A 21,791-nucleotide genomic window follows, 5' to 3' on the forward strand; every position below is an offset into this window, starting at 1 on the left:
GCGCCGGTTGGTCAGGCCTTCGTCGAGGCCTTGACGTACTCGGCCTGCTCTTCGGCCGACATGGCGTTGAACGCTTCGGCGTCGGCCTTGGAGAGCTTCTCCAGGATTTCCTTGCCGTCGGCGTCCAGCACGGAGTAGCTGCCGCCGCCCCGGTGCTTGGCTTCGAGCTTGGTCGGCGCGACCGATTGCTTCCGCAACGCCTCAGCTTCGGTACGGGCCGCATCGAGCTGCTTGGTGAGACCATCGTTCTCGTCCCGCGCCGCCCGCAGATCAGCGGTCAGCCGTTCGATTTCGGCGGTCATGTTCCCGAAACGGAGGCGCATCTGCTCCATGTCGTCTCGGGAGACGGTGACGCTCTCGCTCAGACCGGACGCCCGATCCTCTGCCAGTGGCGCTTCCACCGGCGAACCATTGAGAACCAGGAACGGCAGCCGGCCGGCCCGTTCTGCCTCGGCGTACGACAACGCGAGGTCGTCGCGGGTCTCGCCCGGCTTCAGCCAGACGAGCCCCTTGGTGGTGTGGACGCCCTGTCGGGCGCCCGAATTGTTCGTGATCTGCATCTGCGGACCTCCCTTACGCCGGCGGTGCCGTCACCTCGTCGCCATAAGCCATGGCGCCGGGGAGACGGATCTCGGTGCCGCCGGTACGCGCGATGACGCCCTGCTCGAAGGCCATGACGGTCTTCTGGCGGGGCTGCAGCACGCGCCGCGGCATCGGGAGGTGGAAGCGCACGACCTCGGGGTCGCGGCGGTACACGATCATGCGGCCGCCGCCATCCTGCGAGGCCGTCGCAAGCTCGCGCAGCGGCCGGATATCGAGCGGCAGGCCGGTCTCGGCGGTGTAGATGTTGTTCTTGCGGAAGAAGTCCAGCAAGGTCATCACGCCGTCGCCGGCGCCGAGGCGGCGGGTATTGAGGAGACGGAAAGCCTCGGGCGGCAGCCGGAGGCTGTCGATCCACTCGATCTCCAGCGTGGCGGTGCGAACGCTGGCGATCAGGTCGTTGATGTCCCGCAGGATCTGCTCGTTGGTCTTGTCCTTCCAGAACGTCGACGTGCCGGTGCCGTCGTTGGCGACATCGACTCGGGAGACCGCCGAGCTGTTGACGAGACCCTTCCAGTTCTTCTCGGCCGAGCCGCTCATGGCGATGCCGTTGAGCAGGCGCTCGATCGCCTGAGACGACGCCATCGCCTTGGTGTCCGACATCGGGATGCCGTACATCGCGGCCTGGTTGACCTCCTCGAGGTTCCATTCCCAGCCAGCACCGATCATGGCGAAGTCATGCGCGGCCTGGTCGCGGGTGGCCGAGCTGAAGGGCAGATCGTTGGCCGCACCGGAAATGAACTTCGCCTCGCCGGCGATGTCCACGGTGAAGAACATCGTGCCGATCGCCCAGGCGTTACCCTCGGTGATGACCGGAACATGTTCCCCGTAATTGAACGTCGGGTAGCGGCGCGTGTAGATGCGCTGCTCGACGTTCCTCCCCTGCTGGATGACGAAGGGGAAAGCGGCCTGCGCGTCGGCGAAGGCCTGCGCCCCCATGTGGGGGCGGACGATGGCGTTCATGGCTGATGATCCTTTCCCGATCAGCGGCTCTTGAGGGAGATTTCGACGATGTCGCCGTCACCGCCCGACGTGTCGAACACCGCATTCGGAATGCGGATGTGCGTCACCGTCGAGGTGTAGCGCTTGGTCGCCGGGTTCCAGTAGACATCGCTGCCGTCGACGACCGAGGCGCCCGCGGTGACGTACATCTGGCCGTGGGTCATGAACCCGCCCGTGAAGTACTGCGGGAAACGGTCCGGCGTGGTGTTCTGCGCCGGCACAGCCGGATGCAGCACGGCGAGGCCCAGAAACTGGGCGTTCGCGGTGTAGGCGACGTCGATGTAGTAGGTGTCGCCCGCCGTCATGGTGCCGGCGTTGGAGATCGTGAATGTCGTGATGCCCGGGATGGTCGTGTTCGCCGAGGCAACGACACCATCACCGACCACGAGGCCATCGGGGTCGTAGACGATGTAGGGCGCGGTCGCCGAAGTCGCCTGCAGAACGGCGGTATACCGGCCCTGCTTAGCGCCGGCAGTGATCGTCGGGCTTGCGGTGATGACGCCGGTGCCGACATTGCCCGCCGAGGCCGAGCCCGTGCCGGTGGCGGCGAAGGTGCCCCCGGCAACGACACCGTGATCACCAGCACCGCGGTAGGCCGGCTGGCCGAACTCGATGCCGGCCGCCGATTCGACGGTGCGGCTGATGATGTTCGCCAGCTCGCTGTTCGCGACCTGGCCGGGAAGCCCCTTGGCAGGACGCTCGCCGTAAACGGTCTGGTAGGTAGCCATGTCAGCGCCTCCTTACTTGGCTTCCGCCGGCAGGTGAGCAGAGGTCATCTGCTTCACCATTGCGGCGTAGGCATCGGTGACGGCCTGGTCGGTGGTCGGGCTGGCGCCATGGGCGATGGCGTCGCGGACAGGATCGGAGCCTCCGCCGGCCTTCTTGGACGCTTCCTCGGCCAGGATGTCGAAGCGGGCGTCGATGTAGGCCTGCGGCTTGTCCTTGATCGCCGCATCGCCCAGTGCAGCCGTGACGGCCGCCTTCTTGATATCGGCGTCGGATAGGCCCTCGGTCTTGAGGTCCTTGGCGATCGCCTTCGCGACGGTGATGAGGTTGGCGCGGCTGGCGACCAGCTTGTCGAGCGCGGCGGCGTCGAGCACTTTGCCCTTCAGGGCGTCGATCTCGGCGTCCTTCTTGGCGAGGTCGGCATCCTTGGCGGCAAGCGCCTTGGCATGATCGGCCTTCAGCGTGGTCACCGTCGTCTCGTGGGTCTTCTCGAGATCGGTGAACTTAGCCGCCGACGACTTGAGGTCGTTCGTCAGCTTCGTGATCGCCTGGGCGCCCGCTTCGGTCGTCGAGACCTGGAGCCCATCGACCAGCACTGTGCGCAGATCCATTGGTATGGTCCTTTCATCTGCTGTCTGGGTGGTGACAGGGCTCGCGCCCCACTTCCCCGCATCGTCTCCGATGCGAGCCTTGGAACCAGCCCGCGCCGCATCGACGATCGCGAGGTGGTTGATCTTGATCTTGCGCTGGGAGGCGTCGAACGCCTGACCATCAGCGGTGGTGCCGGGCGTCCAATCGAGCTCGCAGGTGTAGCCGGCCGAAAGCTCGCGCTTGCCGCCCTCGACCTGCTTGATCCCCTTCGCGTCCTTCAGGATCAGCGGTAGCAGCACCCACTCGCCGTCCTTCTTCGCCAGGGTGCTGACCTCGCCAACAGCGAGGTCCTTCCAGTTCTCTGCCGTCACCGCGTGCTTGGGGTGGTCGAGCGTAATCGGGGCGTGGGTGAAGGACTGCAGACTGTCAGCCGAGAAGACCTCGTCCGGAGCGCGATACACCCGCACCGTCGCCAGATCGGCCCGTCCGACCTCGGCCCCGGTGTAGATCTGGATGCCGGTGCGCACGGCGCGCGCCTCGGCGACCAGGTAGCCGTCCTCAGTCCGGCGCGTCCCCGCGACGGTCACAGCGTCGGTGAATTTCATGGCTATTCCTCGGAGAGGCCGGATTGCCAGTCTTCTTTGACTTCTTCGAAGATCTCAGGCCCCAGCTCGATCTTGCCGCGGTAGGGCTCGATCACTCTGAGATCGAGGTCGGCGGCCTTGTACGAGATCGTGATGTGCGGCTGGTACTCGGGATGATCCCACGACGCGCCGGCCTCGCGGATCGCCATGTGGCGCCACTGCAGGTCGCTGGACGAGAACAGCAGGACCGTGGCCTCGCCGAACCGCTCCATCATGCGAGGGCCGCCCGGATTGACCGTCAGATTGCCCTTGCCCTCGCCGAACGACCAAGCCTCGCCAACCTCCATCCAATCCAGCGGCGTCCGGCTGAAGGCGATGGTGACGTGCATATCGTCGGCGGGCAGCGTGGTCGTGAAGCCCTGCCCCTTGGCCCAAGCGATGATTTCGTCGGCATTTAGAACGTCGCGGCGCACATAGAGCGTGCGAGGCGCCGCATCGGCCGAAGGTTGCCGACGCCCTGAAAGTGCCGCCTCTTCGTCTTCCTCGTCAGGTTCCTCGACCTTGAGCCCGTACTTCTCGATCGCCGCTTCCAGGCCTGACAGCGAGCCGTCCTCGATCAGTTCGTTCGCCAGCGCTTCGCCCACGACTTCAACGGGCAGCAATGATGGTGATGTGCCGCCAGACCCGACGATCGCGCGCGCACCGTCCGCCTTGGTCTTGAAGACGTCAGCTTTTTCCTTCTCCGACATTCCCCAGAGCGGAGACCAGGCGTAATGGATGTCGGGATCGCGCGCGCCCAGTGAGGAACGAATCAAACACTCGTCGAGGCGAGCCATTGCCGGGCCGATGCTGATTTCCTGCATCGAAGAGATCCGGTCATAGTAGTTGCGAAGGTCGGATTCGCCGGTCGCATTCATGCCCGCCGGCGACTGGCCTAGAAGACGAGTGGCCGGGATATCGGCGGCGCCGGAAACGATCTGCAGAAACCGATCCAGAACATCAGGAAGCGTCGCGAAAGAGGCCGACTTGCTCTCATATTCCTCTTCCTTGTCAAGCATCAGAGTGCCGTTGATACCCTTCCCCTGCATGGCAAGGGAGTAGCGGTCGAGGATCTTGCGTTTGTAGCTCTCGTCAGCCAGCGAGTTCATGAAGTCCGGAATACGGATAATGTCGATCTTGGCCTCGTAAACCAGACTGGCGATGTTCGCCGCCGTGCTGTCGGCCTGCTTGATGGCATCCAGAGTCGTCTGGAGGACGCTGTCGCCCCAACCCTGATATGCCGCTACCCCCAGATCTTCGTCGGGCTGCTCGTTGCCCTGAAAAATCACGAGGCGAGACGGATGGATCCTGACCTGCGTACCGTCGGCCGCGCTCAGGGTGTAGAAGGCCGGCTGGCCATACCACTCCGACCCGGCGTCACGATCGATCTCCCCTGACTGAAGATGGCGCCGCGTAAGCACCGTTAGGTACTTGAGGCCCCCCTTCCCGACCTTCTCGATATTGAGCGGTTCTTCGGGATTGCTGTCACCGGTCCCGATCATCAGTGCGGCGCCCCCCCAGAGGCGCGCCTTGATCAGTGCCTTGAGAACCTTCCCCTTGACGTTGAGACGCTTCTCTTCAGCCTCAATGGGGCCAATTTGGCCGTCGCGGTCCTTGGTGCCCTTGCCGCCCTGTCCGCTGCCCTTGGCTTGCCAATCTCGCCAGGCGCGCACCGAATCGAAGGCCGGGATATCGACGATCTTACGAGGTAGCCAGGCCGTCTTGTAGGCCGCCACGATCTGCTCATCGCTGAGCGGGATCAGGCTGTAGAAGCCCGAGGCCGCCTTATCCCGATCGGTCCCCATGCGGGAGACCAGATTGATGAGGCTGTCGCCGACGAAGCGGGCAAACTGGGCGACACCTGCCATATCCGCTCCTAGAGATTGGCCAAGGTAAACGTGCTCGCACTCAGCAGCGCGTTGAAGGCCCGGCTTGTGCTATCGGCGTCGTCGTCGTGCGCGGCGTCAGGAAAGCCCTCGAGCGAGGTGAACCAGTCCTCGTTCCACGGGCCTCGAAGCACCAACACGTTGCCGGCCTCTGCCTGGGCGCTGAACGGGCTGAAGCGCGTGACTTTGTCCCCCGATTCCGGCGTCGCCTTCACGCTGAAGCCGGACAGCATCTTGGTCAGGCTCTGCACCTGGCTCTTACCTGCCTGCCCCGGATCCTGCGGCAGCGAAATCTTCACGTCCTTGCCGTCCGCGGTCGCAGTGTTCTTGATCAGCATCTCGACGCCCGAGGGCGATTTCCGATCGCGGACGTGGTGGGCGACGATGTAGCGGCCGTCGGGAAGCTTCCCGATCTTCGTTCCGGCGGTCCAGTCGGGGTCGTTGCTCTCGGTCTTCGGGGTGGCGCCCAAGTCCCAACCCCGCATCCATTTTGCACCGGCAGGGACGGCGTCAACGACGGTGCACCAGCCGCGCTGGAACATCAGCCCCGCTGCCGGCCGGATCTTCCAGTTGCCGCCCAGCAGACGCTCCCGCTCGACTGTCGGAAGCGCCATCAAAGTCGCCAGATAGCCCGGATCGGCCGCCATCAGCAGCTTGTTGTCCGACAGCTTCGCCGGAATGAACGTCACTGATTTCGGGGGAATCGGGTTCCCCTCGGTATCGAGGTAGCTCGCCAAGTCTTCCGGTCGGTCCGCCCAAACAATCTTGTCGCCGATTCGGACAAACCATCGCAGCACACCGGAGCGTTCCGGGATCGCGAAGCCGGTGTCAGGATTGATCCACCAAGAGATGAATTCCGCGACCCAGCTGTCGGCGTCGGGATTGCAGGTCGCCCGAACATACGGGCGAATTCCACTCATCGATCGATTGCGTGAGAGCAGGTACCAGAATTGCTTGGCAGTGAAGTGCGTTAGCTCATCCCAGCATTGAAGCGGGATCTGAGAACCCTGCCAGTCTAGGACGTTCTTCTCGTGCTCGAGGTGGGCAAATGAAACGGTCGCGCCGCCGGGGAACTTCCATTCGAGGTCAGGGGCACTTCGTGGCTTCGCCCCCAGTAGTGGGAACAGCTTCTCGCTCTCATCCCAGAGGCCACCCTCGTTCCGCACCTGGACGAGCGTGCGGCGGAAGAAGACGGCACCGAACTCCCTGTTGCTGATGTGCCTCAGCGGCTCCATCAGGAGCGCCCAAGTCTTTCCGCCGCCAGCCGCACCGCCATAGATCGCTATATCGGCCGGCGAGGCTAGAAATGTCGTCTGCGGTCCTGCTTGCGGCCGGATGATGGTGGGAGGAGGGCCAGACTGCATCTCGCCGCCTGCAGGCCCGCCGTAGGCAACGGTCTGGCGCCTCCCCGTCCTAGCCCCTCCCATTGTCCGGCAACTGGAAGAACGTCACCTGCGACTGCGGCAGGTCCTTCCCGTCCTTGCCGGTGTGCTCGACCCGACGGCGATCGGTGTAGTGGTCGCCCATCTCCTTGGCGGCCTGTTCCATTAGCGCAGCCGCGAGCACCATGTTGCCGTGTGTCTCTGCCTTCTCGGCCATGCGCTGCAGGGCTCGAAGCCGGACAGCCCGATGGCTCACCGCGATCTTGCTGGTGTCATCTAGGAAGGTCTTCCGGGTCTCTTCGAATAGGGCGCTCCACTTGGCCGAAAGGTTCGCGCCAGCCTTCTTATGGGGGTCATAACCCTCCACTGCCTGGCGCGTGATCGTCTCGCCGAACTCGCGCTTGACCGCCGCAACAACCGCGGACGGCGTGTCGAAGCAGGCAAGGCTCTGGACGATGAAGGTCTTCACGCCCTCACTGAGCTTGCCTTTGGCCATGGGGATGTCAGGCTCCGGTCAGGAGGAAGCGTAGTGCGCGTCAAATTTAGGGTCCCGGCTCAATGCACGACCCCGATGGGCGACGTCATCGAACGGGGAACTTACTCGGGCATGCGCAGGGAGCGTCTGGACGTGAATGCACGCGATGGCCACGCCGAACTGGTCTACATTCTCGAGCGCCCATTTCCCGAGTTTTCTGCTGATATCACGTCATTGGTGAAGAGCGGCGCAATTACTGTCCACTAGGCCGCCTTGAGACGGCAGGTGCCGCAGGCCTGAGCGATGGGGGCCGGCCCAATCTCTGGCGGCCGGCTAGCGGCGTCGACCATCGCCCTCACGCCGGCAGCATCGGTGCCATAGCGGCGGACTACGCCAACGAACTCCTCGACGTCGTGTCCACGCATGGCGAAAGAGGGAGCCCCATCTTTCCGGAACTTCGGAGCACCGAAAGGGTCTCTTTCTTGTCCGCAGTGGTAGAGTTCATGTTCAACGAGAGCCATGAACTCGGCGTCTGAGCATTCAGCACAGTGCCCGGCGTCGAAGGTCAAGACGAAGTCGGGGACGCCGCCGAACCAGCCGAGCAACTGGTGCTCAATCCGAGCACGCATCCACCTCCCGGCCGGCGGTAGACCCATTTCGGCTTGGCCGATGATGCGGCGACCGGCGCGGGCATTCGGGACATTCGTCCAGAGCACCCCGATCGTGGCGTACTCGAGGTGTTGGTGATCCTCGTTCCTAAGGGAGGCGTCCTCGGTGATGAAGGCGGCACGGGCCCAAGCGATCAGATCAGGCGCCGGGGCGAAGAGCGGGCCCTCCGTCGGGGCCAAGACAGTTTCAGGCGGGCGGGGCCTATCCAGCATCAGCTAGGTCTCCCGCAGCTTATTGATGCGGCCCGCCCATCCGAACGCGGCTGGGACCTTGCGGTCCATATCCGAGAGGGGCGTCGCTTTCCGGGCTTTCGCCGCCGCACCAATAAAAACGCCCGCTCGGTTTCCCGGCGGGCGCAGTTCTGGTAGCCCCAATGTCAAGCATCCCAGACCGGAAGTCAAGGCGCTTGGTTACCCGTGGCAAGGAGCGAGTATGACACCCAAAGCTATGACGCATCCTCTTCTGGACCTCTTGAGCACCCAAGATCGGGATATGCTTTTCCAATCCTTGACGGTGATCGGTCTTAAGCAACACGACCTTCTTGAAATTCCCGGCGAGCGAAATCGCTACGCCTATTTTATCCAAGAGGGCGTCGTCTCAATAGCTGCGGCTAGTGGATCACACCGCATCGAGATCGCCATGGTGGGTCCCGAAGGGGTCGTCGGCTTGGGCCGCAGCGAATCGCATTATGAGGCGACCGTGTATTTTTCTGGTCAAGCACTGCGTATTCCACAGAAGGATTTGAGCGCCGCCATGGCGAAGAGCGTTGCGCTCCGTGACCTGCTGGACAGATACCGCTCGGTATTGGAAGTGGAGATCGCTCAGAGCGCCATTGCCATCGGGACAGCGCAAATGCCAGCTCGCCTTGCCCGATGGCTACTGATGGTCCATGACCGGCTCAATGCCGACAAGTTGCGGCTCACACACGAACTCGTTGCCGATTCTTTAGCGGTCAGGCGACCGACCGTCACACTCACCCTTCAAGACCTGGAAGGTGCCGGCGCAATTCGTGGAGGCCGCAACAACGTTACGATTGTTCGCCGCGACATTCTCAAGGAAAAGGCCGGCAGGCTGTATGGGAAGCCTGAAGCGGAATATGAGCGCCAGATCCGGGAGTTTCGTCGCCGGCACTAGCTCGCCCCAACTCCCTTTCCGCTCGGTCATATTGGCGTTTGGCATCGTCCCACATGTCCGCAGCGAGCGCGACTAGCCAGACCGCCCCGGCATCGATCGGCCGCTCGTCCTCAACCATCTGAACGATGACATGGGGTGAGACCAGCGCGCGGCGCTGGTACGCGTTGCCCCACTCGACATAGATGTTCCATAGCCGGCAGGCGCGGGGGCCGAGTTCCCCGTTACCGCGGCCGACCCGGGCCAGGTCCATCGGGCGGAAGCCGAGACCCTGTGTAATGATCTTGCAGGCCTCGACGATTTGAAGGGCGGCCTCGAATTGATCGCTGCTGAGGCCCCCATCCTCCGGCCCCTTGCGAAGCAGGTCCTGCATGGGCCAAGGCTTCAGCTTCGCCAAGGTCTCGGGTGTTGCCTGCACGCGCTCCGTTCGCCGTACAGCCTGCCGCTTCTTCGCGCGACGTTTCTTTGCCTTCGCCATGGGGCCCCGCCATTCAAGTACTGACGGTTTCCCATTAGGGGGAAGTGTGACTAACGATCTCAACAAAATATTAGAAGAGAGGACTGGCGCGTCACAACTGCGGACCCCGCAGGTTGCGCCACTGCCAGTCCCCTTGCCTCTTCTCTCGCTTCAAATCGGCGGGAAGAGGCGCGGCCCTTTCTCGAAAGGAAGGACTACTGCGCCCGGGCCGCCGTTCACCATCAGGTCCACCGTTCCCACCAAAGCATGCGGCGAAACCGGCTTCGTGATCAGGGGCCGAAGTGCGAGTTCGTGCGGCAGCTCGCTCGCGTCGGCGGCGATCACTGCGAACGGCACATGTTCCGCAGCCAACCAATCCGCGACGGCGAAGGGCGCGCTCCGGCGGGAGTCCACGTCGATCACCGCGGCATCGAGTCGGCCACTTCGCACCAGCCGCTCCACTTCGCTCTGGCTTCCGGCGGGGCCGACGATGCGATAGCCGGCGTCCCGCAGGTGCTTCTGTATTTCGAGAGCCAGATGAAGCTGATCCTCGACGATCAGAATTCGACCGCGTGGGGGCCGGTCGATCGTGCCAGCATATCCGTAGGGCGGGGAAACCTCAGCACCATCGGCCTGGGGAGCCAGGTCTGAAGACCATTCAGGCCGGTAGGCTGCCGACCTTGCGATCATGACGAACCTCCTAAATGTAACGGGATGGAAGGGAAGGGAAGCGCCGCTGCGGTGGCAGCGAGGCACTTCTCTCCCCCGGTGTGGGGCCCGCGCCTACTGCTTCGAAATGCGCGGCGTCGAGCCCGACTCGATACGGATGGCGCGAGCCTTCTTCTCCTCCGGGATCTCGCGCTTCAGCTCGATTGTCAGAAGTCCGTTCGCCAGGCTGGCCCCCACCACCTTCACGTGGTCGGCGAGCTGGAAACGGCGCTCGAACTCACGGGCGGCGATGCCGCGATAGAGGTATTCCTTGTCCTCCGTGCCGGGCTGAGCCTTGCCGGTCACGAGGAGTTCCTCCTCCTTCTGGGTGATGTTCAGCTCGGCCTCGGAGAAGCCGGCTACCGCCATGACAATGCGGTAATGGTCATCCCCCGCCTTTTCGATGTTGTACGGCGGATAGCCCTGTGGACCCTGGCTGACGGCCGAATCGAGCATGTTGAAGACCCGGTCGAAGCCGACGGTGTCCCGGTAGAACGGTGAAAAGTCGAAAGCAGTGCGCATGTTCATCCTCCACTCTTGAGCGATGTGTTTGCGAAGCGGTCCCCCGAAGGGCCACCGCCGATGCGGTACCCTCAAGCACCGCGGCACACGATCTAGGTGAGGTTAACCAGCCTTCAAGTCGTCGATGTGAAAATTTTTCCACCCTTGGACGGGCACTGGGGGTCTTCGCAGAGCTAGCGGCGCCACGGTCGAGGCGCCTCCGGCCGCTCTGCTGGACCCGGCGGGTCCTGTGGCTGCTATCTGGGGGCGGTTGGGTGACGGGATCCGACTAACGGGACAAGCGATTGCAACAAACTCTGACACACCCGTCATGAGAGCTGCAACTCATTAGAGAGTGCGGATGATCACTTCACCCGGCGCGATTCTTGCACTAGAGACGAAACATACAAGGTAAACGGCGTCGGTTTGGGAAGGCCGGCGCTGATTTGGGAACGCTAGCGAACGTGGGGTTCGTTATGACTGCGTTGCGGAAGCCTTCGGCGTGGAGCTTTGCTCCTTTGCGGCAGAAACTGCTGTCTCTGGGTGTGAAAAGCGAAGTTCAACTGGACGAGCTGTTGAGCAGGATCAGAGTGGGTACTCGCGTCAACCGGGGCGAGGACATCCTGGCTGCGGGATCGACGTCGCGATATTCGACGGTATTGATCGAAGGAGTCGCATGCTTGTACGAGCGGCTCATCGACGGCAGCCGGCAGATTTACTCGTTCCAGTATCCGGGCGACTTCTGCGATCTCAGCCGGCATGTGCTGCGGGCAACGACGACGGAAGTCGCGGTAGCCGCCATTACGGAGTGCTCGATCGGCTTCGTCGAGAACAGTGCCCTTGAGCAGATGTTGGCCCAATATCCGGAACTGGCCCTGGTCCTGTGGCGGTCGACGATCCTTGAGACGGGCACGCTCCGGGCAAAGGTACGCGGCGCCCGACAGACTGCATTGCAGCGCGTTGCCCATATCCTATGCGAACAGTCGGCGCGGCTGGCAGCCATCGGGATCGACAGCCGCACCATTCCCGTGAGCCAGATCGATCTGGCCGATGCCGTGGGACTGTCCGTCGTCCACATCAATCGCACCTTCAAGGAGATGCAGGGTATGGGCCTCGTTACAAAGGCCGGGCGCTCAATGAAGGTGGTCGATCGGCTGGGCCTAGCTCGTCTCGCGAACTTCGACGGCCGCTATCTAAACATGCCCGAGTTGCTGGCGGGATGGGACGTCAAGCTTGAGCGAACTTAAGCCTCAATGCTTCGCTCACGCTAAACGCCCCATACTCAAAACAGGCTCATCCCCGGTTGCCATTTGGGCAAGTGTCACTAGGGAATGCCACTCGTGTCTGGCGGCGGCGGCAAAATTTTGTCGCAAACGTGGTGCCATCGCATTTCACCAACTGGATCACTTCTTAAACGAAAATTAACTCCTTCCATACTAGCACTTATTTCGGTTAGGTGCCGCCATTCCAGTATGGCTCAGCTGGTTGGGAAGCGTCAGCCCGCAGCTCAGGACCCCGATGACCGCCATGCTGAATGACACCTCGCAATGGAGCATTGCTCCTCTGCGGCTGAAGCTGAAGTTTTTGGGGATTACTGCCGAAACCGAATTGAAAGCCATCTTGAGCAGAATCAAGAAGGTCGGCCGCATCGGTCGAAACGAGGATATTCTAGCGTTCGGCTCATCTCCGAAGCACACCACTGTGCTCATCGGGGGTATCGCGTGCATGTACGAGCGACTTCTATGCGGCGCGCGACAAATCTATGCCTTTCAGTATCCCGGTGACTTTTGTGATCTCAGTCTCCATGCGCTGCAGGTAAAGACAAGTAAAGTCGCCGTAGCCGCGGTTGCGGACTGCTCGATCGGCATCATCGAGAATTCGGTCCTTGATCAGCTGATTGGTCAATATCCGATACTGGGCTTGGGTCTCTGGCGGTCCTCGGTCCTTGATGCATGCGCTTTACGAGCGCGACTACTCGCCGCAAGACAGACCGCGCTGCAGAGCGTTTCCCATCTACTGTGCGAGCAACTTGTTCGCCTCGACGCGATTGGGGTCAGCAGCGGCATCATTCCAATCAGCCAGATTGATTTGGCAGACGCGGCCGGGCTGTCGGTCGTGCACGTCAACCGCACCTTCAAGGAGATGCAAGTCATGGGTCTGCTGGCGAAGGCGGGACGCTCGATGAAGGTGGTAGATCGTGAAGGGCTTGCTCGACTCGCCGATTTTGACGGCAGCTACCTCAACATGCCCAAGCTGCTTGCGCGATGGGACGTTAAGATTTCGGCCCCTTGGACGCGGCACAGCCCTCAGACCGATAGCCTCCCGCTGCCGCAAAATGGTCCGCCTTGAGCACCCCAGCTTCTTGGCGATCCGCCGTCCGGCTGGCCCTTGACCGGCCGCTCGGGTTGCGGCCGAGTCGGCTTGTGCAGCTGGTGGCCCATCTTGGCGGCCGACCGTATCAGCTTCATAGTCGGCGTAACTTCGTTTCTCTCACACATGAGGACCATCATGGCCGACAAACCCGTTGACCCTGCCCCCATCTATACCGAGCAATTACCCGCCGTCGCCGGTAGCATTTCTGCCATAGCGAGCGCCAACGCTCCCTTCATCTATTTTGACGGCGTGCCCAACTTTGGATTCAACAATGGGATTGCGAATCTCTCCTTGGAGATCCTGCGGTTCAATCCCGTTCCGGGTAACTCGAAGGTAATGGTGGACCGGGTATCGGTTGCCCACCTGAGGATGAACCTCGCGGCTCTCAAGTCCCTCAAGGACGCCATAGCGGGAATCGAGCTTATGGCGGAGCCGGTTCCAGACGATCAAAAAAACTGAATTCGCGCCCAGGTGGACCTGCTTTCCGGTCCCTCCCGGTTGTTCATTGAGACCTCCCTCTGCGAGAAATGGCCGGCAGGTTCATCGCACTGCGCTGCCGCAAGACAGTCCGACGCGAGCATCGTAGCTTTCGCGCGATCCGGTCGTCGGTCAGCCTGCAGGCGTGCAAGTACCTGAGATCCTCGTCGTCCTCCGTGGTCCAGACTTTGCGCCGCCGGGGAACGCAGTCGATTCGGCCCCGTTTAACGGCCATGCTCGACCTGCCGCAGCTCTATCATCTCCCTTACATCGACCCGGACGACTTTCCCGAGTTCGTCGCGATTCTGGCCGGAGACGAAGGCTTTCCCGCCACCTACGACGCTTGGGACGCCCTGCTCAACGCCTCAGAGAAGGATCTCTGGCGAGATGGGAATGTCCCAATATTCACGAGCGTGACCCCAACAGGCTTCCGGCAGTTCGTGGCCGTTTCCATGGCCAGTGCCGGCATCAACACGCTGCTGGCCTATGCGGCTTTGTTGAGCTCGGCGCCAAACGACACCGAACGGAACCCAGACCTGGCGAATCTTCTCGAGAAGGCGGACGCGTAGCGCGGTCCAGACTTCGCGCGGGCGGGCCGAGGTTCATTCTTCGTGTTCATCTGAGCGTGAACGTGAACATTCGGCCGCTCGCTATTCGGCCCGGCGCCTGTCACGACTTTCAAGCGCGTCGACATCCAGCCGAGGCTCCTTGAACTTCGCCCACATAAGATGAACGGCCGCTTTTCCGAGCCGAGCCTTTTCCGGCCGGATCAAGTCCATAACCACGCATTCGAGAATGAGCGGCGGCGCCTGGAAGACGATCGCCGCGCGGCACAAGAGCGGGTTCTTGGAGAAGTAGCCCCACATGTGCCCGGCCCTGGACGCTAGCCGGATCGCCATAAGGCCCACGATCAGCCACGTCAGGATGCCGAAGCCAATCCAAGCGAATATGGGCATGTCGTCGCCTTCCAGCCACGATCAGGGCGGACGCCGAGGCGGGAGCTGGGCGCCGTCGGTGGGTGGACAGTGGCAGGAAGGCAGGGGTGGCCCAACCCCGTAGGCATACCTCCAAAGGGTTAACGTCTCCCATGGAGCATCCTTCCGGAGCCGGGCGGGTTGAACATGAAGGCACTGCCCGCCAGCGCGACCGGAGGCCCCCTTGAGTGAAGTTGAAGATCAGATCGCGGACATCATACTCGAGGCTCTGGATGTTCGGCGCGAATCCATCAAGCCGTCTTCGCGATTCCAAGAGGATCTGAAGGCCGACAGCCTGGAGGTCGTCGAATTGATCATGTCCGTCGAAGACAAGTTCGACATAGAGGTCCCCGACGAAAAAGCCGAGACCCTGCGAACGGTTGGGGACCTCATCGCCTTCATCAAGACGAAGCGGAAAGCCTGAAAGGTCAGGGAGCGCCCTCCCCGGTCATGTCCCGGCGGGTGGCGTCGTCTTCCACCTGCACCAATAACCCGCCTAGCGATCCTGCCACTTCGAGGCCTTGCCCGGAAATCGACGTTGCGTCACACCGAATAGTCACGCTGCAAATAACCTGTCCGAAAGATATCGATGCCACATCCCGTAGACATTTTTGTAGGTGCCCGTGTCCGACAGCGGCGCGCCCTCCTCGGCATGAGCCAGACGGACCTCGGCAAGGCCGTGGGTCTCACCTTCCAGCAAGTCCAGAAATACGAGCGCGGCTTCAATCGCATCAGCTCGAGCCGCCTATTCGAGTTCGGCAAGGTCCTCGACGTCCCCATCGAACACTTCTTCGAAGGCATGGACGCTTCGGCGGGCACCGCCAAGCGCAAGGCGGGCCGCCCCAGGGCCGCCGACATGTCATCCGACACCGATCTCAACACCAAGCGCGAGACGCTCGAGCTGGTCCGGGCCTTCTACAAAATCAGAAACAAAAGTCAGCGAAAGAAATTGGCGGACCTGGTGATTGCTCTCGCCGAGAAATAGGTCCCGTCCAGCTTGAGCGAGCCTCCGGCGGGGGCCGGCGGGCGGTGATTGCTGCCTTCCAAGGGTCCGGGCCGTGGGTTGGCGGGTCCCTAGTTGGGGGAAGTGTGACTAGGGGATGCAACAGAAAGAGGTGTTTGGGCACCAAATGTTCTACTTTCGACTCGCTTACCCCCAAGGAATCGCGTAGCCTAATAGTTGATCAAGAAAAAGGCCGCCCCTCCTGCCAGAGGGAACGGCCTGATCTTGATCGTAACCGCATGGATTGGAAGCCGGCGGCAACGAGATCGTATGGATGCAACGACATTATACCCGTGAAGTTGCTTGGTCAACTTGTCTGCCGGCTCTCCTTCCGAACAGAAGGAAAGAGCTATGAGTGGATTGTTTAGCGTTGGACTATTCGACGAACATCACTCGGTCTGGCTGCGTCACTACGGCAGTGCCGAATGGGCAACAGACTGCGATGGCCGAACCATCAAGCGTTCCGACTACGGCAAGGAAACGGAATATGGTTGGGAGATCGACCATATCACGCCTACTGCTTTAGGCGGCCTGGATCACTGGAGCAACAAGCGCCCACGTCACTGTCGCGGAAACGCTGGTGCCGGCGGTCTGCTTGCCGCGCTGCTGAGACGATAAGGCGAACGGGGGAGGCCGGCGATTCGGCTTCCCTTTTCCTTTCACTCGTCCCAAGAACAGGCGGAGCAACTATGGTGGACGTTTTCGTTGGCCTTGGCGGTTTCAAGACAATGCTTGATGCAGCTAAGGGTTTGAAAAGCATTAACGATGCGGTTATTCGAAACGAAGCCGTTATAGGGCTGCAAGAGCAAATTCTGTCCGCCCAGGAGGAATATGCGACGCTGCTGCAGAAGGTACGTTCCCTTGAAGCAGAAGTTACCGACCTGAAAAACTGGGAAAGTGAGAAGCTGAGATACGAATATCAGCGGCTCAATCCTGGTGTCCACATTCCCACGCTGAAGGCGGAAGTGGCCGGACCGGCAGGCACGCACCATCTTTGTCCCGCCTGCTATGAGCAGGGCAAGAAGTCCATACTCCAAGCGACGCCAGAAACTCGTGCGCGATACCGGGTCCATTTATGTCCTCGTTGCAAAACACAATTGGCGTTCGGCGCTCAGGCGCCCCTTCCACAGATCACGCAGGCCCATAGCGACTATGATCCTTTCGAACGATAAGGATGATTGACGGCCGCCAGCCCGATTGCCTCGCGTTGCCTCAGGATGGTCCGACGTGAGCATCCCAGCTTCCTCGCAATCCGACCGTCCGTGTACCGGCAGGCGTGCCAGTACCTCAGATCCTCGTCGTCTTGCTGGGTCCAGACCTTTCGGCGGCGGGGCCGGCTTTCATTTTTCACGTTCATGTTCATCTAAGGGTGAACATGAACATTCGGCCGGCAATGTTTCACGGCTGACACTCTCAGCAAGTCGTTGATCTGCAACTAAACTGCACAGCCGATCGACCTCGGCCGCCAGCTCACGGCAGCGCGGGCAAAGCGCGGCCTGCCTATATGCCTTCGCGTGGCCGCGTTCGCCGTATCGGGTGCGGCGGGTCTCCCAGGCGCGGCGACGTACCTCGGAAAGGTCCGCGCTCATGTCGCCTCCAGTGCTCCAAACTTAATGTCCCATCCGCGTCGTTGAAGGGAGCATGCGAGCAGCCTCCCTGAATTCATTTCATTTGTTCGCTTGTGAAATGCAGCAATTCGCAATTGTTTGTTGATGCCGACATTGGCAGGCGGCGAGAAATGGCGACGCGCTGAAGTCTCCCCGATGTAGGCGCGAGAGGGAGGCACCATACATTCTGGGTCCCTCGATACCCAGAGGTGCTTCCCTCGTCTAATAACCTCATGACGTCGCTGTCTCCGGCAGGTCGCTGAACTTCGTCAGAGCGCCGTTGAATGCCAGCTCCACTGTGCCCGTGGGACCATTGCGATGCTTCGCGACGATCACCTCCGCCTTGCCGATCGAGGCGATGTGCGCATACGAGTTCTTCTTGTCCGAACGCTCCAGGTAATACTCTTCACGGTAGACGAACATGACGACGTCGGCGTCCTGCTCGATCGATCCGGATTCACGAAGGTCTGATAGCAGCGGTCGCTTGTCCGTCCGCTCCTCGACCTTTCGTGACAACTGCGACAGGGCCAGCACAGGCACCTCCAGTTCCTTCGCCAGGGTCTTCAGGCCGCGGCTGATCTCCGATACCTGCTGGACGCGATCCGCCCGGCTCTTCGGGCCGCCCTCGATCAGCTGCAGGTAGTCGACGACCAGCAGTCCCAGGCCATGCTGGCGCTTTTGCCGGCGCGCGCGGGCGCGGATCTCTGCGATGGTCAGCGCCGGGGCATCGTCGATGTAAAGCGGCAGCCCCTTCAACGCCCCTTCGACGCTCTGCAGCTCGTCCATCTGCCGAGAGTTGATATGACCGCGCCGGATCGATTCGGCTGATAGGCGCGCGTGCTCGGCAGCGCCGCGGAGCATGATCTGCGACGCGCCCATCTCGAGCGAGAAGAAGCCGACAGTGGCACCGTTGTGAGTGTCGCCCAGTTCAAGGGCCTTCGCCGCACCGAAGGCGATGTTCGTGGCTAGCGCCGTCTTCCCCATCGATGGACGACCGGCCAGGATGATCAGATCGGTCCGATGGAGGCCGCCCAGAAAGCGATCCAGGGAGCGAAGGCCGGTCGTGATGCCTACCAGCCGGCCGCCGCCCTTGAAGGCGGTCTCAGCCTGCAGGATCGCCTCGCTGAGGGCGTCGCCAGCGCTGCGGAAGCCGCCGGCCGGTCGATCCGAGGTCGCGAGGGTGTAGAGCTCCCGCTCCAGGTCCGCGATCTGGGAGAGCGCGTCCCCATCCACACCGCCCGCCGCGGACTTCGCATCCTCGGCGAGTTCGATCAGTCGCCGGCGGCGCCACAGGTCTTGAACGATGCCAGCGTAAACCGGCGCATCTGCAGGGGCCGCTGATTGGGTCAGCAGACGCGCGAGATACCGGGTCCCGCCCACGGCCTTCAGGCCTTCGTCCTGCTCGGCAAAGCCCTTCAGCGTCACCGCGTTGACGATCTGGCCGCGCTCCATCAGGCCAGCCACCGACTCGTAGAGGCGGCCGTGAAGCGGATCGGCGAAGTGCTCCGGCCGCAGCACGTCGGAAACCCGGTGATAGGCCCCGTTGTTCAGCAGCAGGGCGCCCAGGACGGCCTGCTCGGCGTCGAGATTGTGGGGAAGTTCCGTCACTGCGGTAGAGCCCAGGTGGCCGGCTGGCGGTTCTGCAGCTTGGCCAGCTCCCGCTCCGCTTCCATGACGGCTGGGGAGCACGCAGTCATGCCGCTATCGAACATGTGCACGATTTGCACCAGTTCGCGGGTATGCGCCTCGACGATGGTTTCGCGATCCTGCTGCTCGCGCTCGATCTCGCGCAGCAGGCTTGCGAGCGCCCGGCGCGGCTGCATCGCCCACTCGCAGGCCGCCAACAGTTCGGAAACGGCCGGCCAGAATGGCGATGTTTCGAGCCATCGTTCGCAGGCCGCCGCGACCGCATCCTCGGGGTACGCCGCCAGCTTCTCGGCATAGACGGCCAGTGCCAGCCGATCGTCGGCCTCGACGGTCGGCCGGATGCGCGCAACCGCTCGCAAACGCGCCGTCGCCCTGAGGCATTGCGCCGGTCCGCTGGGCGTCATTGCCATTTCGGTGGCGGCGAGCGCACGCTTCACGTCGTCCTCCGGAATCGACAGGCGGTCGAGCTGATGCCGCACGTTGGTGCGCAGCTGCATGACCGGCCATCCGAGCGTCGAGTACTCGGGAACGCTGCGGTGCCATGCGAGCCGGATGACGATCGATGCTGGCAAGGTCGGAGCGAACGGGCCGAACTCCCGCTGAAGCTTCACGCGGGTCTCGCCAGAAATTTCCGTCAGGTCATTCGCCATGTCGCCGCTCCCTCTCGCTGATTGCTGAAACCACGTCGCTGAAAACCGACATCCGCCCCGGCGGCCCCGTGGCCCGATCAGACCCGCCGTCGCCGTCGTAGGTGCCCTCGATGACCTTGAGAAAATTCGTGGGGTTCATCAGCCAGCCGAGATTCCAGCCGCGCATCCCGACCTCGCGGATGAAATGCGAGGCCTTCGCCCGCTCGAGCGCGGAGCGGATACCCTCGATCCCGTGTTCCTTCAGCCGAGCCCGGATCGCCGAACGCCGTTCGTCGCTGAGGCCCCGGGTCCTGGGCCATTTCGGGATCTCAGCCGCGTACTGGTCCCACAGGTCGACGACGGCTTTCACGCCGTCGTGCTGGCAGACCTTCGGCGACACACACGCGCCGCTAGGCGCTAGTGTTTCAACAGTATGATTCTCTCTATCTTCTTTCTTAGATAGAAGACTGAAGAAAGAAGAAGGTTCGTCTGTGCTTGGGGTGCTGCTTGCCCCTGTGCTTTCCTCTTGCTTGCTTTCTGCTTCGGGCAACACCCCATTAATGCCGATGCAATCTGCAACGGATGGCGTTTCTTGTGCTTCGCCTCTGCCGGGTATGCTGCTTGCCTCTGTGATTCCCCCCGTGCTGACGCTCTGCTGAGGGGTCTGCTTGGGGGTCTGCTTCGCAGTTCGTGCCGCGCCGGAGGCCTTTCCGCCGCTCCGACCTGCCCTGATTTTGGCCTGCCGCGCGGCCTCCTCCCGCACCATCCGGCGGCAGCAAACGCGACCGCGATCGTCGACTTCGGCAACACCCTTCTCGATCAGTTCGTCGATCAGATCCTGCGTCGCTTCCGCGCCCAGGCCGAACTCGTAGCAGAGCAGCCCACCGAGCGCGGCGCGCGGCGATGGATGGTTGCCGACAAGCATCACGCCGAACTCGGCCGATTCGGCCGCGCAGGGCAGCATGTGCACCGCCCACAGTCCTTTCGCTGCCGGCGAGCAGCGCGACAGGGCGTTGCGCAAGTCGTTCCAGAACAGGTGCGTGCTGGGGTTCTTGCGGTTGCGGGAGGAGCGTTTGCCGGTCCGCTTAGGCACGGTGGCACGTCGCCCGTTCCAGATAGGCTGTCATCGCCTTGGACACGACGCGGCGCGCGACGACGCCGATGGGTTCCCACCCTTCGGATCGACGCTCGTCTGCTGTCCCACTTTCGCGAACGGGACAACCCTGGGACACGCTCTCGCGTCCATGATCAGGCGTGATTGGACGCCCAGCCTCGTCGTACGGTCGCATGGCTAGTCCTTTCGCGGGTCGCCGCCGCGGTTGAGAAGGTCGTCAGGTCGAACGGCGCGCGGGAGGTCAGTCGTCGCGACCGAACGGAGGTGCGTCGCCCAGATCGACAGCACTTCCGCCAGCCACAGGGCCGTCTTCCCGCGCAGCTCGATAAGCTTCGCGTAGTTCATGCGAGTGTTCCTCGTGCCGTTGGTGCGCGGCCTTGAGCGCGTCGAGGCGCTGGTTGAGGGTCCGCCATTCATCGGCGGTCACGACGCGGGCTTCACAGTAGAAAAGTGCCTTCACGCGGCGGTGTTTCCACACCAGCGTCCGCGCGACGCGCGCCAGCCACGACTTCCTGTTGTCGTGACGATCTGGCGGGACGGCCCGCCACATCAGGTCAGGGATCTGAACGTTAGATTCCACGGCCTTGGACTCCTGGTCCAACCTCTTGGACATCGATGCTCCTACTTTCGTGTGCATGCAGAGCATTCACCCGAGGAGAGGCACCAACGGTTTCGAGCACATCGGTTCGATCGCGCGTCGTGTGGTAGCGGAGCTGATCGAAGCGAGACGGAAAGCGGCAGCGAACGGATTCGATCCTGCCAACGACAACGAGACGCCGGACATTGCCGGTGAAGACCGAGAGTTCACGGCCGCGAACTGGTCCCCGCCGAACGCGCCGCCGTGAAGGCTGGCGGCCGGTGTTGGGGCCGGCCGCCAGTTCCTTTTTCAGAAGCCCCTCAGAACGGAGCGAGGTAGCACCGTGGCAAAGAAGCCGAAGACGGGGAAAAAGACGACAGGCGACCGTATCGCCATTGATTCGGCCGTCGGCATTGTTTCCTGGCTCTTGGTGGTCGAGCTGCTGGTCTTCCTCGAACGGCGCGGAACGCTCAAGTCCAAGGACACCAAGCGCATCGTCGCTGGCGCGCTCCACTCCCTCGACATGCTGGAAGGTGGCACCCTTCCCCATCCGAGCTTTCCGATCGCGCGGGAAATCCTTCTCGGCCAGATCGAGGGTTGGGATCGCGGATACCTCAGAGACGAGGACGGGTAGCGGCC

The 21,791-nt window shown here is 62.4% G+C and carries 29 protein-coding genes; 12 read left to right on the forward strand and 17 right to left on the reverse strand.

Translation table 11 applies throughout. From position 1 onward, the window contains the following. Positions 1-11: 11 nt before the first annotated feature. The 7 genes from AC1ROX_RS13325 to AC1ROX_RS13355 are packed head-to-tail and all read right to left on the reverse strand — an operon-like array spanning position 12 to position 7,306. A complete protein-coding gene (locus AC1ROX_RS13325) occupies positions 12-560 on the reverse strand; it encodes a hypothetical protein (RefSeq protein WP_493126264.1) in 549 nt (182 codons plus the stop codon). A 13-nt stretch (positions 561-573) separates the two neighbouring features. Continuing rightward, positions 574-1,563, reverse strand: coding sequence for a DUF2184 domain-containing protein (locus AC1ROX_RS13330; protein ID WP_493126266.1), 990 nt, complete (start codon positions 1,561-1,563; stop codon positions 574-576). Between the two features lie 20 nt (positions 1,564-1,583). After that, positions 1,584-2,330: a structural cement protein Gp24 gene (locus AC1ROX_RS13335; protein WP_493126268.1), complete on the reverse strand. Its 747-nt coding sequence runs from the start codon at positions 2,328-2,330 to the stop codon at positions 1,584-1,586. A 12-nt stretch (positions 2,331-2,342) separates the two neighbouring features. Beyond that, entirely contained in the window at positions 2,343-3,524 is a 1,182-nt protein-coding gene (locus tag AC1ROX_RS13340) for a DUF2213 domain-containing protein (protein ID WP_493126270.1), read from the reverse strand. A gap of 2 nt (positions 3,525-3,526) precedes the next feature. Continuing rightward, the gene (locus AC1ROX_RS13345) at positions 3,527-5,410 is read right to left on the reverse strand and encodes an anti-CBASS protein Acb1 family protein (protein ID WP_493126272.1); all 1,884 of its coding nucleotides are present in this window, start codon (positions 5,408-5,410) and stop codon (positions 3,527-3,529) included. Between the two features lie 8 nt (positions 5,411-5,418). Then, positions 5,419-6,792 carry a phage terminase large subunit gene (gene terL / locus AC1ROX_RS13350; RefSeq protein ID WP_493126274.1) on the reverse strand — a complete coding sequence of 458 codons (1,374 nt, stop codon included), beginning with the start codon at positions 6,790-6,792 and terminating at the stop codon, positions 5,419-5,421. A gap of 49 nt (positions 6,793-6,841) precedes the next feature. Beyond that, positions 6,842-7,306, reverse strand: a complete 465-nt coding sequence (locus AC1ROX_RS13355) for a DUF2280 domain-containing protein (protein WP_493126276.1) — start codon at positions 7,304-7,306, stop codon at positions 6,842-6,844. Between the two features lie 75 nt (positions 7,307-7,381). Here AC1ROX_RS13355 and AC1ROX_RS13360 point away from each other — a divergent pair, with 75 nt between their 5' ends. Next, positions 7,382-7,552 (forward strand): hypothetical protein, encoded by a 171-nt coding sequence (locus AC1ROX_RS13360; protein WP_493126278.1) that lies wholly within the window; start codon positions 7,382-7,384, stop codon positions 7,550-7,552. Here AC1ROX_RS13360 and AC1ROX_RS13365 read toward each other — a convergent pair. Continuing rightward, the gene (locus AC1ROX_RS13365) at positions 7,549-8,166 is read right to left on the reverse strand and encodes a putative metallopeptidase (RefSeq protein ID WP_493126280.1); all 618 of its coding nucleotides are present in this window, start codon (positions 8,164-8,166) and stop codon (positions 7,549-7,551) included. The genes AC1ROX_RS13360 and AC1ROX_RS13365 overlap by 4 nt on opposite strands. A 220-nt stretch (positions 8,167-8,386) precedes the next feature. Here AC1ROX_RS13365 and AC1ROX_RS13370 point away from each other — a divergent pair, with 220 nt between their 5' ends. Next, positions 8,387-9,088: a Crp/Fnr family transcriptional regulator gene (locus AC1ROX_RS13370; RefSeq protein ID WP_493126282.1), complete on the forward strand. Its 702-nt coding sequence runs from the start codon at positions 8,387-8,389 to the stop codon at positions 9,086-9,088. Here AC1ROX_RS13370 and AC1ROX_RS13375 read toward each other — a convergent pair. The 3 genes from AC1ROX_RS13375 to AC1ROX_RS13385 all read right to left on the reverse strand — a co-directional run bounded on the left by AC1ROX_RS13375 (position 9,006) and on the right by AC1ROX_RS13385 (position 10,772). Next, positions 9,006-9,563, reverse strand: coding sequence for a hypothetical protein (locus AC1ROX_RS13375; protein WP_493126284.1), 558 nt, complete (start codon positions 9,561-9,563; stop codon positions 9,006-9,008). The genes AC1ROX_RS13370 and AC1ROX_RS13375 overlap by 83 nt on opposite strands. Positions 9,564-9,713: 150 nt before the next feature. Next, positions 9,714-10,232 (reverse strand): response regulator, encoded by a 519-nt coding sequence (locus AC1ROX_RS13380; RefSeq protein ID WP_493126286.1) that lies wholly within the window; start codon positions 10,230-10,232, stop codon positions 9,714-9,716. A gap of 93 nt (positions 10,233-10,325) precedes the next feature. Continuing rightward, complete coding sequence (locus AC1ROX_RS13385) at positions 10,326-10,772, reverse strand: Hsp20 family protein (protein ID WP_493126288.1); 447 nt, start codon at positions 10,770-10,772, stop codon at positions 10,326-10,328. Between the two features lie 455 nt (positions 10,773-11,227). On the opposite strand from AC1ROX_RS13385, the gene AC1ROX_RS13390 reads away from it, so the two are divergent. The 4 genes from AC1ROX_RS13390 (at position 11,228) to AC1ROX_RS13405 (ending at position 14,170) form a co-directional block, all read left to right on the forward strand. Then, complete coding sequence (locus AC1ROX_RS13390; protein WP_493126290.1) at positions 11,228-11,998, forward strand: Crp/Fnr family transcriptional regulator; 771 nt, start codon at positions 11,228-11,230, stop codon at positions 11,996-11,998. Positions 11,999-12,269: 271 nt separating this feature from the next. After that, positions 12,270-13,100: a Crp/Fnr family transcriptional regulator gene (locus tag AC1ROX_RS13395; protein ID WP_493126291.1), complete on the forward strand. Its 831-nt coding sequence runs from the start codon at positions 12,270-12,272 to the stop codon at positions 13,098-13,100. A 159-nt stretch (positions 13,101-13,259) separates the two neighbouring features. Continuing rightward, on the forward strand, positions 13,260-13,583 hold the full coding sequence (locus AC1ROX_RS13400) for a hypothetical protein (RefSeq protein WP_493126293.1): 324 nt from the start codon (positions 13,260-13,262) through the stop codon (positions 13,581-13,583). 68 nt (positions 13,584-13,651) lie between these two features. Then, the gene (locus AC1ROX_RS13405; RefSeq protein WP_493126295.1) at positions 13,652-14,170 is read left to right on the forward strand and encodes a hypothetical protein; all 519 of its coding nucleotides are present in this window, start codon (positions 13,652-13,654) and stop codon (positions 14,168-14,170) included. A gap of 81 nt (positions 14,171-14,251) precedes the next feature. Here the strand turns inward: AC1ROX_RS13405 and AC1ROX_RS13410 are convergent, their stop codons facing one another. Further along, the gene (locus AC1ROX_RS13410; RefSeq protein ID WP_493126297.1) at positions 14,252-14,557 is read right to left on the reverse strand and encodes a hypothetical protein; all 306 of its coding nucleotides are present in this window, start codon (positions 14,555-14,557) and stop codon (positions 14,252-14,254) included. A 202-nt stretch (positions 14,558-14,759) separates the two neighbouring features. On the opposite strand from AC1ROX_RS13410, the gene acpP reads away from it, so the two are divergent. The 4 genes from acpP (at position 14,760) to AC1ROX_RS13430 (ending at position 16,750) form a co-directional block, all read left to right on the forward strand. Then, entirely contained in the window at positions 14,760-14,999 is a 240-nt protein-coding gene (gene acpP / locus AC1ROX_RS13415; RefSeq protein ID WP_493126299.1) for an acyl carrier protein, read from the forward strand. A 165-nt stretch (positions 15,000-15,164) separates the two neighbouring features. Beyond that, complete coding sequence (locus AC1ROX_RS13420) at positions 15,165-15,560, forward strand: helix-turn-helix domain-containing protein (RefSeq protein WP_493126301.1); 396 nt, start codon at positions 15,165-15,167, stop codon at positions 15,558-15,560. Between the two features lie 369 nt (positions 15,561-15,929). Then, the gene (locus tag AC1ROX_RS13425) at positions 15,930-16,196 is read left to right on the forward strand and encodes an HNH endonuclease family protein (RefSeq protein ID WP_493126303.1); all 267 of its coding nucleotides are present in this window, start codon (positions 15,930-15,932) and stop codon (positions 16,194-16,196) included. 71 nt (positions 16,197-16,267) lie between these two features. Then, positions 16,268-16,750, forward strand: a complete 483-nt coding sequence (locus AC1ROX_RS13430) for a hypothetical protein (RefSeq protein ID WP_493126305.1) — start codon at positions 16,268-16,270, stop codon at positions 16,748-16,750. A gap of 168 nt (positions 16,751-16,918) precedes the next feature. On the opposite strand, the gene AC1ROX_RS13435 is transcribed toward AC1ROX_RS13430, so the two are convergent. From AC1ROX_RS13435 to AC1ROX_RS13455, 5 genes are all read right to left on the reverse strand, one after another. Then, positions 16,919-17,167, reverse strand: a complete 249-nt coding sequence (locus AC1ROX_RS13435; RefSeq protein WP_493126306.1) for a hypothetical protein — start codon at positions 17,165-17,167, stop codon at positions 16,919-16,921. 249 nt (positions 17,168-17,416) lie between these two features. Then, on the reverse strand, positions 17,417-18,793 hold the full coding sequence (locus AC1ROX_RS13440; RefSeq protein WP_493126308.1) for a replicative DNA helicase: 1,377 nt from the start codon (positions 18,791-18,793) through the stop codon (positions 17,417-17,419). Then, on the reverse strand, positions 18,790-19,482 hold the full coding sequence (locus AC1ROX_RS13445; RefSeq protein ID WP_493126310.1) for a hypothetical protein: 693 nt from the start codon (positions 19,480-19,482) through the stop codon (positions 18,790-18,792). Before AC1ROX_RS13445 ends, AC1ROX_RS13440 begins: the two co-directional genes overlap by 4 nt. Further along, the gene (locus AC1ROX_RS13450) at positions 19,472-20,554 is read right to left on the reverse strand and encodes a hypothetical protein (RefSeq protein WP_493126312.1); all 1,083 of its coding nucleotides are present in this window, start codon (positions 20,552-20,554) and stop codon (positions 19,472-19,474) included. The genes AC1ROX_RS13445 and AC1ROX_RS13450 overlap by 11 nt, the downstream gene beginning before the upstream one ends. 262 nt (positions 20,555-20,816) lie before the next feature. Beyond that, positions 20,817-21,188: a hypothetical protein gene (locus AC1ROX_RS13455; protein ID WP_493126314.1), complete on the reverse strand. Its 372-nt coding sequence runs from the start codon at positions 21,186-21,188 to the stop codon at positions 20,817-20,819. On the opposite strand from AC1ROX_RS13455, the gene AC1ROX_RS13460 reads away from it, so the two are divergent. Continuing rightward, positions 21,181-21,420, forward strand: a complete 240-nt coding sequence (locus tag AC1ROX_RS13460; protein WP_493126316.1) for a hypothetical protein — start codon at positions 21,181-21,183, stop codon at positions 21,418-21,420. The two genes, AC1ROX_RS13455 and AC1ROX_RS13460, sit on opposite strands and share 8 nt — an antisense overlap. A gap of 75 nt (positions 21,421-21,495) precedes the next feature. After that, positions 21,496-21,786, forward strand: coding sequence for a hypothetical protein (locus AC1ROX_RS13465; protein ID WP_493126318.1), 291 nt, complete (start codon positions 21,496-21,498; stop codon positions 21,784-21,786). Positions 21,787-21,791: the final 5 nt, after the last annotated feature.

It is taken from the genome of Reyranella sp. GW821-FHT14A01 (genome assembly GCF_058803965.1).